This is a genomic window from Streptomyces sp. TLI_105 (assembly GCF_900105415.1).
In the GTDB taxonomy this organism is placed as follows: domain Bacteria; phylum Actinomycetota; class Actinomycetes; order Streptomycetales; family Streptomycetaceae; genus Streptomyces.
In genome coordinates, this window is sequence record NZ_FNSM01000001.1 from 6,462,334 (window position 1) to 6,477,147 (window position 14,814).

Genomic DNA, 14,814 nt, shown 5'->3' on the forward strand with positions numbered 1-14,814 from the left:
CTATCACTGGCGGTGCATGTCAGGAACACGTCACCTGATGGCGCCTCACGGGCCCGCCATCCACGGGCCCCTCCGCTTTTCCCAGAAGGAGAACAGTGAGGAGCACAGTGAGGAACACCCGCACCCGCCTGCTCGCCGTCGCCGCCGGTCTCGCCGCCGCGACCGCCCTCGGACTCCCCGGCGCCCAGGCCGCCCCCGCGCCCGGTCCCGCCGGAGCCGCCCAGCTCGCCCGCGCCGACGCCGCCGTCGAAGCCGCCGGAGTCGGCGGCACCGCCTGGTACGTGGACAGAGCCGCGGGCCGGGTCGTCGTCACCGCCGACTCCACCGTCACCGACGCCGGACTCGCGAAGATCCAGCGCCAGGCCGGCGCCGACGCCGGAGCCCTCCGCGTCCAGCGCACCCCCGGCGTCCTCAAGCCGCTGCTCTCCGCCGGAGACGCCATCTACGGCGGCGGCTACCGCTGCTCGCTCGGCTTCAACGTGGTCAGCGGCTCCACGTACTACTTCCTGACCGCCGGCCACTGCGGCAACGTCGCGAAGACCTGGTACACCAACTCCGCGCAGTCGACCCTGATCGGCGCCACCGCCGGCTCCAGCTTCCCGGGCAACGACTACGCCCTGGTCCGCTACGACAACACCTCGCTCAGCCACTCCGGCGGCTACTCCGCCGCCGACGCCTACGTGGGCGAGTCCGTCAAGCGCACCGGCTCCACCACCGGCACCCACGGCGGCACGGTCACCGGCCTCAACGCCACCGTCCACTACTCCAGCGGCGGCACGGTGAAGGGCCTGATCCAGACCAACGTCTGCGCCGAGCCCGGCGACTCCGGCGGCCCGCTCTACGACGGAACCAAGGCGCTCGGCATCACCTCCGGCGGCAGCGGCGACTGCCGGTCGGGCGGCACCACCTTCTTCCAGCCGGTGCCCGAGGCGCTCTCCGCGTACAAGGTCAGCCTCTACTGATCCCACCCGCACGGCCCGTTCATCGAACCCCCACCCAGGAGGAACGCGACCATGCACATCACCCCCACGAAGAAGTTCCGACTGCTCGCCCTCACCGCCGGCCTCGTCGCCGCCGCCGCGACGCTCGGCGTCCCCACCGCCAGCGCCGACTCGGCCCAGACGTTCAGCGCCACCCAGCTCTCCGCCGCGAGCGACGCCGTCCTCGCCGCCGACGTGGCCGGCACCGCCTGGCGCGTCGACACCGCCACCGGCAAGGTCGTCGTCACCGCCGACTCCACCGTCTCCCAGGCCGAGATCGCGAAGATCAAGCACCAGGCCGGCACCAACGCGGGTGCGCTGCGCATCGAGCGCACCCCCGGCACGTTCAACAAGCTGATCTCCGGCGGCGACGCCATCTACGCGAGCAGCTGGCGCTGCTCGCTCGGCTTCAACGTCAAGGACAGCGCGGGGAACTACTACTTCCTCACCGCCGGCCACTGCACCGACGGCGCGGGCACGTGGTGGTCCAACTCCACCCACTCCACCGTGCTCGGCTCCACGGCCGGGTCGAGCTTCCCGACCAACGACTACGGCATCGTGCGCTACACCAACACCTCGGTGACCAAGTCCGGCACGGTCGGCAGCGTCGACATCACCAGCGCCGCCAACGCCACCGTCGGCATGTCCGTCACCCGCCGCGGCTCCACCACCGGCATCCACAGCGGCACGGTGACCGGTCTGAACGCCACCGTGAACTACGGCGGCGGCGACATCGTCTACGGCATGATCCAGACCAACGTCTGCGCCGAGCCCGGCGACTCCGGCGGCCCGCTCTACTCGGGCAGCCGGGCGATCGGTCTCACCTCGGGCGGCAGCGGCAACTGCTCCTCGGGCGGGACGACCTTCTTCCAGCCCGTGACGGAGGCGCTGAGCGCGTACGGGGTCAACGTCTTCTGACCCCGGGGCACGAAGGTCCCTCCGGCCGCCGACGGCGGCCGGAGGGACCTTCGTGCCAGGACCTGCGGCCCCGCCCGGGCTACCGGCGGACCTCGCCCACCTCCGAGGCGATCGGCTCCGCCGCCGGCGTCCGCCTCACCGAGGACAGCACCAGGGTGACGGCCGAGCCGACGACCGCCCAGACCGACAGGACCACCATCGAGGCGGTCATGCCGTTGCCCTTGAAGTACGCGATCGAGCGCGCCGCCCAGGTGCCCGCGCCCGGGGGCAGGTACGGGCCGATCGCTCTCCAGAACGGCGGCAGCATCGGCAGCGGGAAGGCACCGCCCGCGCTCGGGTTGCCCGCGATCACGATGAGCAGGATCGCCAGGCCGATGCCGACGATCCCGAACACCGACTGCAGGGCGAGGGTGGCGGCGCCCACCGCGAAGACCACCAGGGTGCCCAGGCCCCACAGGGCCGCGATGCTGCCGGGCAGGGCGCCGAGGATCGGACCCACGATGATCGCGCCGCCGAGACCGCCGAGGGCCGAGTAGAGCGCCAGGACCCCGAGGCGGATGATCGCGCGCTCCCGGTTGGCGGGCCGGGAGCCCGCGCTGATCGCCAGGATCGCGGCGCAGATGTAGCCGCCGACGCACCAGCCGATGACCAGGTAGAAGGCGGAGAGCCCGTTGAAGTCCTGGGAGGAGGAGGGAGCCACGTCGACGGTCCGCACACGGCGCTGTTCGGCCGCCTCCAGCCTCGTCACCATCGCCTCCAGGGTCGAGGAGAGCACCTTGCCGCCGCCGGAGGCGACGAGCAGGGTGTCGGTGCGGCCCCGCGGGTCGACGACGAGGGCCCCGTCGATGTCCCGGTCCAGGATCTGCTTCCGCGCCTCGGCCTCGCTCGCGACCGCGCGCGGGTCGAGGGGATCGCCGGGCAGCTGCGCCAGCCGTTCCGTCAGGGCGGGGGAGAGCTGCTGGGGGGCGACGACGCCGAAGGGGACGTCCGTGGGTCTCGGATTGTGCAGGGCCCCGACGTACGAGGTGATGAACAGGAGTTGGAGGGCGAAGACGCCGACGACGAGCAGGGCGGCTCGGGGGGTGACGGCGCTTTTCAGTTCATCGACGAGACTCATGCCCCCACGCTCAGGGTCCCGGGGTCTTCCCGCAGGCGGGTGGGGGCCGAATGGCTGACCGGGCCCGCTCACGCGCCCCCGGCGGACCTGTCGGCCGTCCGACGACGGCACAGGACTTTTTACCGACGCGTAACTTCCCAGTCGAGGCTACCCGTGCGTAGCTTGGCTGGAGAGCATCCCCACTTGTGGTCCGGGCCGCAGGGCACAGCACCCCCACCTTCCCCTTGAGCCGCAAGGAGATCGCCCGATGCTGCCCCCGAAGTCCTGGAAGAGCGCCGTCAGAGCGCTGTCCGTGCTCCTCCTGACCGCCGCCGCCACCCTCGCCCCCACCACCGCCGCACAGGCCGCCACCGCCCCCAGCCGTGGCTGGAACGACTTCTCCTGCAAGCCGTCCGCCGCACACCCGCGCCCCGTCGTCCTCGTCCACGGCACCTTCGGGAACTCCTGGGACAACTGGCTCGCCCTCGCCCCCTACCTGGTCGACCGGGGCTACTGCGTCTTCTCGCTCGACTACGGCCAACTGCCGGGCGTGCCCCTCTTCAACGGCCTCGGCCCCATCGCCGCGTCCGCCGGACAGCTCGACACCTACGTCGACCGCGTCCTCGCCGCCACCGGCGCCCCCGAGGCCGACCTCGTCGGACACTCGCAGGGCGGCATGATGCCCCGCTGGTACCTCAAGTTCCTCGGCGGGGCCGAGAAGGTGAACACCCTCGTCGGCATCGCCCCCGACAACCACGGCACCACCCTGCTCGGCCTCACCAAGCTCCTGCCGTACTTCCCCGGAGCCGAGGACGTCATCAGCTCCACGACCCCCGGCCTCGCCGACCAGATCGCCGGCTCGGCCTTCATCACCAAGCTCAACGAGGGCGGCGACACCGTGCCGGGCGTCCGCTACCACGTCATCGCGACCCAGTACGACGAGGTCGTCACCCCGTACCGCTCCCAGTTCCTGACCGGACCGAACGTCACCAACGTCCTCATCCAGGACAAGTGCGCGCTCGACCTCTCCGAGCACGTGGCGATCGGCACGGCGGACCGGGTCACCTTCCACGAGGTGGCCAACGCCCTCGACCCGTCCCACGCGACCCCGACCACCTGCCTCTCGGTGGTCGGCTAGCCCCGGGTCCGGCGCCGCCGGCCCGTCCCGAAGAGCACCGCCGCACCGAGCGCGAGCACGGCGGCGCCACCGACCGCGAGACACGGGGTGGTGGCGTCGCCGCCCGTCTCCGCCAGCTCCGCGCCGGAGCCCGAACCGGCGTGAGCGGAGGCCTCGGAAGGCTCCGAGGAAGGGGTCGCCCCCGCATTCGTCGCCTCGGCGCCCGTGGTCTCGGCGCCCGTCGCCGCGTCGGCGTCCCCGTGTCCGCCGTGCTCGACCGAGGACTCCTCCTCGCCCGCCTCGATCTGCTCGTCGGTGGGCGCGGAGGCCGTGGGCGCCGGGGCCGTACCGCCGTTGTCCTGCCCGAACACCACGTCCGAGCAGGTGTAGAACGCCTCGGGGGAGTCGGAGCGCTGCCAGATCGAGTAGATGAGATGGCGGCCGGACTTCTTCGGCACGGTCCCCTGGAACACGTAGTCGCCGTTCTGCATCCCCGGATCGGTCACCGTCACGAACGGCTGCTCCTCCAGGTCCGACCACTTCAGCGGCTTCGACGGGTCGTACCCGTCCTTCGTCACGTACAGCGCGAACGAGCCCTTGTGCGGGGCGGTCCCCTTGTACCGGAAGGTGTGCGCACCGGGCTTCATGCTGCTCGCCGGCCAGTCGGCCCGTGCCAGGTCGAGCCCCCGGTACTTGTCGTTGCCCGCGCTGCACAGCCTGCCGTCCGGGATCAACTGCTTGTGCCGCCCGGCGGCGTCGGCGATGTTCACCGCGTTCCAGTCGTAGAACGCCTGCGTCCCGCTCGCCGCCACGGCCGCCTTGCACGCCGCCGACTTCGGCGCCTCGGGCCCCTCCGCGTAACAGGCCGAGACCCGGCTCACCGGGTCGGTCATCGACCCGTGCGCGAGAGCGGGAGAAGCGGCGATTCCGGACAGGACCAGAGCGGCGGTGACGGTGGCTGTCGCCATACGGCGAGAGGTCATGGGGGGACGACTCCTTCACGAGGGTGTGTGGGGGGTTGCCGAGCAAACTAGCCCTGGAAGAAGCGTGGATCGCGGCCTTTAGGACCGCGTTAAGGCGGAGGTAAGAGGCGGCTGAGGAACAGCTAGCCCAGCCGTCGGTAGCGGCGCTCCGGGCGGCCCGTGCCGCCGTACCGCAGGGTGACCTCCGCGCGGCCCGTCTCCGCGAAGTACTCCAGATAACGCCGGGCGCTCACCCGGGACAGGGAGCCCGCTTCGGCGCACTCCGAGGCCGACAGGCCCTCGGGATGGGCCCGCAGGACGGAGTCGACCAGGTCGGCCGTGTGCGCCGCGAGGCCCTTCGGGAGCTCGCGGGAGCCGCGCGGACGCGAACCGAAGATCCGGTCCACGTCCTCCTGGCGGGCCTCGTCCAGCTCGTCGAGGCGATGGCGCAGCGCCGCCACGTGCCGCAACTGCTCGTGCAGCGCCGCCTGGGTGAACGGCTTGATCAGATAGTGCAGGGCCCCGGCGCGCAGCGCCGAGCGGATCGTGCCCACGTCCCGCGCCGCCGTGATGAAGAGCGCGTCCATGCCCAGACCGGCCGCGCGCAGCTCCCGCAGCACCCGCACGCCGTCCATGTCGGGCAGGAAGACGTCGAGCAGCACCAGGTCGGGACGGAGCCGCTCGGCCGCGCGGAGCGCCTCGGCACCGCTGTGCGCGACCCCCGCCACGGTGAAGCCCGCCACTGCCGACACGTAGCGGCAGTGCAGCTTGGCGACCATGAAGTCGTCGTCCACGACCAGCACCTTCGTCACGCCGACCCACGCTAGGTCCCGACCACAACGACCACAACGTCCGTTGATTGCGGAAGAGAGACAGCTTCTTAACGCGAGGGCAACATGTGGGCCACCTCACCCCCCATCCCTCCTGCTTGAGAGGCGGCACACGTGCGGTTGCGCACCCCCTTCGCCCTCCTCGGGGCGGCTCTCCTGGTGCTCGTGGGCCCGCCGCTGCTCAGCCCGGGCACCGGCTCCGACACCGGCACCGCGATACCCGGCCTGCGCTTCATGGTCCCCAACACCCCCGGCGGCGGATACGACATCACCGCCCGCACCGCGGCCAAGAACGCCGAGGAAGCCGGTCTCACCGGCGACGTCGAGGTCTTCAACCTGCCCGGCGCGGGCGGCACCGTCGGCCTCACCCGGCTCGTCGGCGAGCGCGGAAACGGCCGCCTCGCCATGTCCATGGGCCTCGGCGTCGTCGGCGCCGTCCACACCAACAAGACGCCCAGGACCCTCGCCGACACCACCCCGATCGCCCGGCTCACCGAGGAGCAGGACATCGTCGTGGTCGGCAAGGACTCCCCGTACAAGACGATCCAGGAGCTCCTCGCCGCCTGGAAGAAGGACCCCGGGAAGCTGCCCGTCGGCGGCGGCTCCTCGCCCGGCGGCCCCGACCACCTCGCCCCGATGCTGATGGCGCAGGCCGCCGGGATCGCGCCGAAGGACGTCAACTACGTGCCCTTCGACGGCGGCGGCGAACTCCTCGCCTCCATCCTCGGCGACAAGGTCGGCTTCGGCGTCTCCGGCGTCGGCGAGTACCTCGACCAGATCAAGGCGGGCGAGCTGCGCCTCCTCGCCGTCACCGGACCGAAGCGGGTCCCCGGCCTCGACGCCCCCACGCTCCGCGAGGCCGGCCTCGACACCGAGTTCACCAACTGGCGCGGCATCGTCGCCCCGCCCGGCCTCTCCGACGCCGAGCGCGAGAAGCTCGTCGCCCTCGTGACCGAGCTGCACGGCTCCCCGCAGTGGCGCGAGTCGCTGAAGACCCACGGCTGGAACGACGCCTTCCTGCCCGGCGCGGAGTTCGGCACCTTCCTCACCGAGCAGGACCGGCGGGTCGGCTCCGTCCTCAAGGAGCTCGGACTGTGAACACCACGCTCAAGAGCCTGCTGCGCGGGCGCTCCGAACTCGGCGTCGGCGCCCTCCTGTTCCTCCTCGGCGTCCTCGTCCTCACCGACGCCGTCACCCTCGACGCCGACGTCGCCGGCCGCGGTCCCGTCGGACCCGCGACCGTCCCCCTCGTCGTCGGCTGCGGCCTCCTCGTCGTCGCCGTCCTCCTCACCGTCGACGTGCTGCGCGGCGGCCGGGGCGAGGCCGAGGGCGGCGAGGACGTCGACCTGACGGAACCCGCCGACTGGCGCACCGTCCTGCTCCTCGCCGGCGTCTTCCTCGCCTTCGCCGTCCTCATCGGCCCCCTCGGCTTCCCGATCGCCGGCGCCCTCCTCTTCTGGGGCGCGTCCTACGCCCTCGGCAGCCGGCACCTCCACCGCGACCCGCTGATCGCGGCCGCCCTCTCGCTCCTCACCTACGCCGTCTTCGACAAGCTGCTCGGCGTCCCGCTGCCCGGCGGCCCGCTGATGGGAGTGATCTGACCCATGGATTCCCTGAACTCCCTCATCGACGGCTTCGGGACCGCCCTCACCCCGATGAACCTGCTGTGGGCCGCCATCGGCGTGCTCCTCGGCACCGCCATCGGCGTCCTGCCCGGCATCGGCCCCGCCATGGCCGTCGCCCTGCTGCTCCCGGTGACCTACGGGCTCGAACCGACCGGCGCGTTCATCATGTTCGCCGGCATCTACTACGGCGCCATGTTCGGCGGCTCCACCACCTCGATCCTCCTCAACACCCCCGGCGAGAGCGCGGCCGTCGTCGCCGCCATCGAGGGCAACCCGATGGCCAAGGCCGGACGCGGCGCACAGGCCCTCGCGGCCGCCGCCGTCGGCCACTTCGCCGGCGGCATGATCGGCACCATCCTGCTCGTCGTCCTCGCCCCGACCGTCGCCGCGCTCGCCGTCGACATCGGCGCCCCCGACTACCTCGCCCTCATGGTCCTCGCCTTCATCGCGGTGACCTCCGTCCTCGGCTCCTCCCGGATCCGCGGCCTCGCCTCGCTGCTCATCGGCCTCACCATCGGACTGGTCGGCCTCGACCAGATGACCGGTCAGCAGCGCCTCACCTTCGGCTCGCTCCAGCTCGCCGACGGCGTCGACGTCGTCATCGTCGCCGTCGGCCTCTTCGCGATCGGCGAGGCCCTCTGGGTCGCCGCGCACCTGCGCCGCACGGCGGGAGAGGCCATCCCGGTCGGCCGCCCCTGGCTCGGCAAGGACGATGTGCGGCGCACCTGGAAGTCCTGGCTGCGCGGTCCCCTCATCGGCTTCCCGTTCGGCGCGATCCCGGCCGGCGGCGCGGAGATCCCGACCTTCCTCTCGTACGTCACGGAGAAGCGGCTCTCGAAGCACAAGGACCAGTTCGGCAAGGGCGCCATCGAGGGCGTGGCCGGACCCGAGTCCGCCGCCTCGGCCTCCGCCGCCGGCACGCTCGTCTCCATGCTGACCCTCGGGCTGCCCACGACCGCCGTCGCCGCCGTGATGCTGGCCGCGTTCCAGCAGTACGGCATCCAGCCCGGCCCGCTGCTCTTCGAGCGGGAACCCGAGCTCGTGTGGGGCCTCATCGCCTCGCTGTTCGTCGGCATGGTGCTGCTGCTCGCGCTCAACCTGCCGCTCGCCCCCGTCTGGGCCAAGCTGCTGCGCATCCCGCGCCCGTACCTGTACGCCGGCATCCTCTTCTTCGCCGCCGTCGGCGCCTACGCGGTGGGCGGGGAGGCGCTCGACCTGGTCGTGCTGCTCGTCATCGGCCTGATCGGCCTCGGGATGCGGCGCTACGGCCTTCCGGTGCTGCCGGCCGTCATCGGCGTCATCCTCGGCCCGGCCGCCGAGCAACAGCTGCGCCGCGCCCTCCAGATCAGCGACGGCTCCCTGTCGGGCCTGGTGAACACCCCGTTCTCGGTCACCGTCTACACGGTCGTCCTCGTGCTGCTCGCCTGGCCGCTGGTGAGGAGGGCGACCGGCCGTCGCACGGCGGCCTGAGGCGCGCGCGGGAGGACCGTACGACCGTATGGGCGGCGATCGGTCCAACTCGCCCCCGATGGGGTGAGATTCGGACGGTCGGCGACCTGATCAGGTATCCCTGGCGGGCAGCACCTTCCCCCCACCCCGAAGGGACCCCGCCCATGCGCGCCCGACTCGTCCTCACCGCAGCGGCCCTGCTCACCGCCGCCGTCGCCCCTCTCGCCCACGCGGGAGGGGCCGACGACCTGACCATCGACGAGTACGGCACGGTCGGCGCCGACAGCACGGTCACCGTCTCCGGCACGTACCGCTGCCTCGACGACAGCGAAGGACCCGTCTTCGTCAGCTCCACCCTCAAGCAGGGGAGCCGTTCCACCGGCATCGGCGGCACCCGGGCCGTCTGCGACGGACACCTCCACACGTGGACCAACAGCGCCGTCGTGAAGGAGCCCGCCTACCGCCCGGGCGCCGCCCGGGTGGAGGCCACCCTCGTGCAGCTCGCGGCCGGCGCGTCGGGCCTGCCGCTGCCGGGCTTCCTCACCACCGAGCAGGCGGACGTCGAACTGCGCCAGTAGCCCCGGAGGGTACGCCTCAGGCCTGACGCAGCAGGTCGAGCAGGCCCTCCCGGCCGAGCACCTCCAGCTCGTCGAGGGCCACCACGGCACGGGCCGCCGCCTCCGGGTCGGAGGCGGCGAGACCGCTCGCCGCGAACTCGTCCTCGTCGAGCCGCAGCACCTCGCTGCCGTCCGCCGACACCCACAGGTCCAGGTCCAGGTCCTCGACCACCACCCCGGAGCCGTCGATCACGGCGGGCCGGGTGATGTCGCAGTACCAGCCCTTCAGGGCGCCGTCGGCCGACCACACCTCCTTGACGGTGAACCAGCGGTCGCGCCAGTAGTGCTCCACGAACACGTCACCGGGCTCGAACCGCACGAAGCCGAAGTCCCGTACCCCCTCGGCCGCCCACGGGGCCCGCACCGAGAGCCGGGTGTCCTCCTCCGTCAGCACCTCGGCGGGGTAACGGATCTTCGTCCGGCCCGCCTTCGTCAGGGTGATCTCAACCGATCGTCCGGACATACCGCACCTCCGTCGCACCGACCTCGTAACCGAACCACTCGTTGATCGCCAGCATCGGCCCGTTCCCGGCGTCGTTCCCCGTGAACGCCTCCACACAGCCCGCCGCCCTGGCCCGGTGCAGCGAGGCGTTCTTGGCGAGCTTCGCGAGCCCCCGGCCGCGGAACGCGGGCGCGGTGCCGGTCATCCCCGAGGCGTACCGCCCCAGACCGTCCGTCTGCGCCGCGCTGAACGCCGCCGGCACCCCGTCCACCACCGCGACCGTCGTCAGCGCCCGGTCGAACAGCGGATGTTCCCAGATGGTCTCCCGCCAGTGCGCGTAGTCGTCCAGCTCCGCGCCCACGTCGCCCGGCTCGTCCGCCGTCGTCACCGCGTCCAGCTCGAACAACGGCCGGGGATCGGCCGCGAAGTCCTCGGCCGTGCGCAGCTCGACCCCCGACGGAGGGTCCTGGAGCGGCGGCAGCTCGGCGGTCGTCAGGTCGAGCCGGAGGAAGTGCGCGCTGCGGCGGGGCGCGTACCCCCGCCGTTCGGCCCACGCACGGTGCGCCGGCTCGTCGAGGACCCAGCTGTACAGCATCCGCGCGCCCCGCTCCACGAGGTGGTCCTCGGCGGCGCGCAGCAGCAGCGTCCCCGCGCCGAGCCCCAGGTGCGCGGGGTCCACGTACACGTTGACGGAGCCGATGCCGGGCTCCGGGGCGTCGTGGGCGATCCTCAGCTGCGCGGTCCCGATGATCGCGCCGTCCTCGGTCACGGCGACCAGCGGGCGGTCATGGGCGTCGGGGTGGGCGTGCGCCCAGTCGAAGGCGACCTGCTCGGCGGTCGCGAGCATGAAGGGGAGCGCTGCCCGGCGCACCCGGGCGAAGCCCTCGGCGTCCGGGGTCCGCACATCACGAACGATCACAGTCATGGGGTGGCACGCTACGGGCGCGGGACGCGCCACCGCCTCCCATTTTCCGGTGGGGTGGGGGCAGAATCGGCCGGGTGACACTCACCATCACCGTGGACCACGGATCCACCACCGCTCCCTACGAACAACTGCGTGCCCAGATCTCGGAGCGGGCCCGGTCGGGCAGACTGCCGGTCGGATACAAGCTGCCGACGGTACGGGGGCTCGCGGAGCAGCTGGGCCTCGCCGCGAACACGGTCGCCAAGGCGTACAAGGCCCTGGAGGCGGACGGAGTCATCGAGACGCGCGGGCGCCACGGCACCTTCGTCGCCGCCGCCGGTGACGCGGCGACCCGCCGGGCCGCCACCGCCGCCGCCCAGTACGTCGAGGAGGCCCGCCGCCTGGGGCTCAGCCGCGAGGCCGCGGAGGCGGCGCTGAACGAGGCCCTGCGGGCGGCGTACGACGACTGACGTGTCCGTGTCCGCCACGGACGAGAGACGCGTCGGTATCCGTTACGGACGAGGGCCGCGTCCGTGGTTTTTAGGGGCGGTCCGTAGTTTTTACGGGCGAGCGACGCGTCGGCGCGCCCCGGGCGGCCGACGCGTCCGTCCCCGCTACAGGTACAGGCCCGCCCCCGCCGTGCGGGGCTCCGGGAGGTCCGCCGAGGGCGTGCCGCGGCGCAGCGCGAACAGCTCCGCCAGTGTCGCGCCCTCGCGCGGCACGTCCTCCTCGCGGCCGAGCCACTCCACCGACTCGGCCCGGCTCAGCGGCCCGACCTCGATGCGGGCCAGGCAGCGGCCCGGCCGGACCACCGCCGGATGCAGCCGCTCCAGGTCCTCGTTGGTGGTGACCCCGACCAGGACGTTGCGCCCCTGGCCGAGCAGTCCGTCCGTCAGGTTGAGCAGCCGTGACAGGGCCTGCCCCGCCGTGTGCTTCGCCCCGCCCCGGATCAGCTCGTCGCAGTCCTCCAGGAGCAGCAGCCGCCAGCGCTCCTTCGACGTGCCGTCGTCCTCGCCGATGGCGATGTCCATCAGATAGCCGATGTCGTTGAAGAGCCGCTCGGGGTCGAGCACGCAGTCCACCTGGCACCAGTCCTGCCACGCCCGGGCCAGCGTCCGCAGCGCCGAGGTCTTGCCCGTTCCCGGCGGACCGTGCAGCAGCAGGAGCCGGCCGGTGACGTCCTCCGGGGTCACCTTCATCAGCCGGTCCATCGCGTCGGCCACCGACGCCGAGTAGTTGGGCCGGACCTCCTCCCAGGTCCCGGCGCTGATACGGCGGGTCATGCGCCGCGGGCCGCGCTGCGGGGCCACGTACCAGAAGCCCATCGTCACGTCCTCGGGCTCCGGCTCCGGTTCGTCCTTCGCCCCCTCGGTGGCCTCGTCGAGGATCCGCTTCGCCAGTTCCGGGTCGGTCGCCGTGACGGTCACGTCCGCGCGCCGGTTCCAGCGGGAGGAGAGGATCGTCCAGCCCTCGCCCTCGGCGAGCACCGTGCTGCGGTCGTCGTCCCGCGCGGCCCGCAGCACCCTGGCCCCCTCCGGGAGGAGCGTCGCGTCGGGCTTGGCCCGGTCCAGGGTGGTGCTGTGCGCGTGCGGCTGCGCGCCGGTCGCGAAGCGGTCGAGGAACAGCGCGTCCAGGACGTCCCCCGGGGAGTCGCTGTCGTCGAGGTTGACGACGACGGGCAGCGTGGCGGGCGGTACGGACGGGGTGTCAGACATGCGCCCATGATCGGACAACCGGCGGGGCAGCGCACCGGGTTTTGAGGCCGTCGAGGTGACGGTCGCCCCGCTTTCCTAAGTGGCCTGATCTCGACCGTTCCTGACGGAGGATCGGCAGCTGTTCACCCCCAGTTTTGACATGAACACTTCCGGTGCGGCGGATCCGCTGCTACTACCTGGTAACGCAGAGATCCTGCTAAAGGGAGGTTCCATGAGACTGTCCCGTTTCGCCGCTTTCTCGTCCTCGCTCCTGCTCGGTGCCGTCCTCGCCCTCACCGGGTCGGGCGCGGCCCAGGCCGCCGAGACCGCCGCTCTCGACTACGTGGCCCTGGGGGACTCGTACTCCTCCGGTGTCGGCTCAGGGAGTTACGACAGCGCCAGCGGCGACTGCAAGCGCTCCACGAAGGCGTATCCGGTCCTGTGGAAGAACGCCAACGCCCCCTCCTCGTTCGCCTTCACCGCCTGCTCCGGCGCCCGAACGGGTGATGTGACCGCGAATCAGCTCGGACCCCTCTCGGCCGCCACTGACCTGGTGTCCATCACGATCGGGGGAAATGACGCCGGTTTCGCCGACGTCATGACGACCTGTGTGCTCGAGTCCGAGTCCACCTGCATCAACCGTGTGAATCAGGCCAAGGCCTACGTCGACACCACGCTCCCCGGCAAGCTCGACTCCGTCTACAACGCCATCAGCAGCAAGGCGCCCGCCGCCCACGTCGTCGTCCTCGGCTACCCGCGCTTCTACCAGCTGGGCGGCAGCTGCATCGCCGGCCTGAGCGAGAACGAGCGCAGCGCCATCAACAACGCCTCCGACTACCTCAACGCGGCCACCGCCAAGCGCGCGGCCGACCACGGCTTCACCTTCGCCGGCGTCGTCCCCGCCTTCACCGGACACGAGATCTGCTCGGGCTCCGCCTGGCTGCACAGCCTCAACTGGCTCAACATCGGCGAGTCGTACCACCCGACCGCCGCCGGACAGTCCGGTGGCTACCTGCCCTCCTTCAACGGGGCGCTGTAGCCGGTCCGCTGCCGGTGCCCGTGGCGCCGGGTCCCGTTGGAGCGGTGCTCGTGACACCGCCCGGCCCCGGCCCGGTGTCCGGTCCGTCGTCCCGTACCGCCTGATACGTCAACGCCCCCGCGAGCAGCAGCGCCCCGATGATCCCGGCCACCAGAACGGGCCCTCGTCGGGGCGTCGCCCGTGGCGGGCCCGACGGCCTCGCCGGCTCCGGCGAGGCCCCGGCCCTTGTGCCGGTGTCGCCGTCGTCGTCACGGCCGGTCCGGGGCGGGGCGGGAGCCTCGACCGGCTCCGCCTCCGTCCTCGGCGTGCCGCCCGAGGCCACCCGGCGCAGCTCGCGCTCGACCTGATCGGCCGTCACGGCGGGCTCCTCGCCCGTCAGCTCGTCGATCACGGCCCCCAGCGGCCCGGACCGGTCGTCCGCCGCCGCCTCCAGGAGCGCCCCCAGGGAGCGCAGGTCCGCCCCGGGGTCCGAGGCGCCCTCCGGCGCGCCGCCGAAGCCGATGACGACGATCCGTCCGTCGTTCGCGAGGATCACCTGCCCGGGTTCCACCCCCCGGTGCGGTACGCCCGCCTCCCGGGCGGCCCGCAGGCCGGCGAGGACCTCGGCGCCGACGCGCGCGGCCTCGCGCGCGGGCAGCGGGCCGTCCGCGTCGAGGGTCTCGGCGAGGGTGAGGCCGCGGACCAGTTCCGTCACGACCCAGGGCCGGCCGTCCTCGGTGGCCACGCCGAGGACCCGTACGACGGAGGGGTGGGAGATCCGCGCGGCGGCCCGCGCCTCGCGCTCCCGTCGCGCGTACAGCAGGGGGACCTCGTCGGCCGGCAGTCCGGCCGGGGCGCGGAACTCCTTGAGCGCCACCTCGTGGCGGTCGGTCTCGTCCAGGGCGCGCCAGACCGTGCCCGTCGCCCCCTCGGCGAGGACGTCGAGCAGCCGGTAACGACCCGCGATCACCGTCATGGATCCACGGTAGCCGAGGGGCGTCCTCCCGGCTCCGGTCCTGCGCGGGTGCCGTGCGGGACGGCCCGGACGATCTTGGTGGCGGAGATCACACCCGCCCGCGTGTCCGCGAGTGACGGTCCGGGGTGCAGGATGGTTCGTGATGGTTCGGCAGGTGTTCGAGCGCTGTCCAACTCGCCCTGGAAT

The 14,814-nt window shown here is 72.5% G+C and carries 16 protein-coding genes; 9 read left to right on the forward strand and 7 right to left on the reverse strand.

The features are described from left to right. Nucleotides 1-107 precede the first annotated feature (107 nt). The gene (locus BLW86_RS29525; RefSeq protein WP_093876852.1) at nucleotides 108-962 is read left to right on the forward strand and encodes a S1 family peptidase; all 855 of its coding nucleotides are present in this window, start codon (nucleotides 108-110) and stop codon (nucleotides 960-962) included. A gap of 51 nt (nucleotides 963-1,013) precedes the next feature. Continuing rightward, nucleotides 1,014-1,898 carry a S1 family peptidase gene (locus BLW86_RS29530; protein WP_093876853.1) on the forward strand — a complete coding sequence of 295 codons (885 nt, stop codon included), beginning with the start codon at nucleotides 1,014-1,016 and terminating at the stop codon, nucleotides 1,896-1,898. 79 nt (nucleotides 1,899-1,977) lie between these two features. On the opposite strand, the gene BLW86_RS29535 is transcribed toward BLW86_RS29530, so the two are convergent. Next, the gene (locus BLW86_RS29535; RefSeq protein ID WP_093876854.1) at nucleotides 1,978-3,015 is read right to left on the reverse strand and encodes an ABC-2 transporter permease; all 1,038 of its coding nucleotides are present in this window, start codon (nucleotides 3,013-3,015) and stop codon (nucleotides 1,978-1,980) included. 247 nt (nucleotides 3,016-3,262) lie between these two features. Here BLW86_RS29535 and BLW86_RS29540 point away from each other — a divergent pair, with 247 nt between their 5' ends. Next, nucleotides 3,263-4,132, forward strand: a complete 870-nt coding sequence (locus tag BLW86_RS29540; protein WP_093876855.1) for an esterase/lipase family protein — start codon at nucleotides 3,263-3,265, stop codon at nucleotides 4,130-4,132. On the opposite strand, the gene BLW86_RS29545 is transcribed toward BLW86_RS29540, so the two are convergent. After that, nucleotides 4,129-5,094, reverse strand: a complete 966-nt coding sequence (locus tag BLW86_RS29545; protein WP_093876856.1) for a lytic polysaccharide monooxygenase auxiliary activity family 9 protein — start codon at nucleotides 5,092-5,094, stop codon at nucleotides 4,129-4,131. The genes BLW86_RS29540 and BLW86_RS29545 overlap by 4 nt on opposite strands. A 122-nt stretch (nucleotides 5,095-5,216) precedes the next feature. After that, nucleotides 5,217-5,885, reverse strand: a complete 669-nt coding sequence (locus BLW86_RS29550; RefSeq protein WP_093876857.1) for a response regulator — start codon at nucleotides 5,883-5,885, stop codon at nucleotides 5,217-5,219. 132 nt (nucleotides 5,886-6,017) lie between these two features. Here BLW86_RS29550 and BLW86_RS29555 point away from each other — a divergent pair, with 132 nt between their 5' ends. The 4 genes from BLW86_RS29555 to BLW86_RS29570 all read left to right on the forward strand — a co-directional run bounded on the left by BLW86_RS29555 (nucleotide 6,018) and on the right by BLW86_RS29570 (nucleotide 9,555). Then, entirely contained in the window at nucleotides 6,018-7,001 is a 984-nt protein-coding gene (locus BLW86_RS29555; protein ID WP_093876858.1) for a Bug family tripartite tricarboxylate transporter substrate binding protein, read from the forward strand. Next, a complete protein-coding gene (locus BLW86_RS29560) occupies nucleotides 6,998-7,504 on the forward strand; it encodes a tripartite tricarboxylate transporter TctB family protein (RefSeq protein WP_093876859.1) in 507 nt (168 codons plus the stop codon). Before BLW86_RS29555 ends, BLW86_RS29560 begins: the two co-directional genes overlap by 4 nt. A 3-nt stretch (nucleotides 7,505-7,507) precedes the next feature. Then, a complete protein-coding gene (locus BLW86_RS29565; RefSeq protein ID WP_093876860.1) occupies nucleotides 7,508-8,998 on the forward strand; it encodes a tripartite tricarboxylate transporter permease in 1,491 nt (496 codons plus the stop codon). A 143-nt stretch (nucleotides 8,999-9,141) separates the two neighbouring features. Then, the gene (locus tag BLW86_RS29570) at nucleotides 9,142-9,555 is read left to right on the forward strand and encodes a DUF6299 family protein (RefSeq protein ID WP_093876861.1); all 414 of its coding nucleotides are present in this window, start codon (nucleotides 9,142-9,144) and stop codon (nucleotides 9,553-9,555) included. Nucleotides 9,556-9,571: 16 nt separating this feature from the next. On the opposite strand, the gene BLW86_RS29575 is transcribed toward BLW86_RS29570, so the two are convergent. Then, nucleotides 9,572-10,057 carry a ribonuclease FAU-1 family protein gene (locus BLW86_RS29575; protein WP_093876862.1) on the reverse strand — a complete coding sequence of 162 codons (486 nt, stop codon included), beginning with the start codon at nucleotides 10,055-10,057 and terminating at the stop codon, nucleotides 9,572-9,574. Continuing rightward, entirely contained in the window at nucleotides 10,038-10,961 is a 924-nt protein-coding gene (locus BLW86_RS29580; RefSeq protein WP_093876863.1) for a GNAT family N-acetyltransferase, read from the reverse strand. The genes BLW86_RS29575 and BLW86_RS29580 overlap by 20 nt, the downstream gene beginning before the upstream one ends. 74 nt (nucleotides 10,962-11,035) lie before the next feature. Between BLW86_RS29580 and BLW86_RS29585 the strand changes: the two genes are divergently transcribed. Further along, nucleotides 11,036-11,410: a GntR family transcriptional regulator gene (locus BLW86_RS29585; RefSeq protein ID WP_093876864.1), complete on the forward strand. Its 375-nt coding sequence runs from the start codon at nucleotides 11,036-11,038 to the stop codon at nucleotides 11,408-11,410. Between the two features lie 144 nt (nucleotides 11,411-11,554). On the opposite strand, the gene BLW86_RS29590 is transcribed toward BLW86_RS29585, so the two are convergent. Then, on the reverse strand, nucleotides 11,555-12,655 hold the full coding sequence (locus BLW86_RS29590; RefSeq protein ID WP_093876865.1) for a DUF5925 domain-containing protein: 1,101 nt from the start codon (nucleotides 12,653-12,655) through the stop codon (nucleotides 11,555-11,557). Nucleotides 12,656-12,866: 211 nt separating this feature from the next. On the opposite strand from BLW86_RS29590, the gene BLW86_RS29595 reads away from it, so the two are divergent. Then, nucleotides 12,867-13,673, forward strand: a complete 807-nt coding sequence (locus BLW86_RS29595) for an SGNH/GDSL hydrolase family protein (protein ID WP_093876866.1) — start codon at nucleotides 12,867-12,869, stop codon at nucleotides 13,671-13,673. Here the strand turns inward: BLW86_RS29595 and BLW86_RS29600 are convergent. Then, nucleotides 13,657-14,628: a protein kinase domain-containing protein gene (locus BLW86_RS29600; RefSeq protein WP_093876867.1), complete on the reverse strand. Its 972-nt coding sequence runs from the start codon at nucleotides 14,626-14,628 to the stop codon at nucleotides 13,657-13,659. The two genes, BLW86_RS29595 and BLW86_RS29600, sit on opposite strands and share 17 nt — an antisense overlap. Nucleotides 14,629-14,814 lie beyond the last annotated feature (186 nt).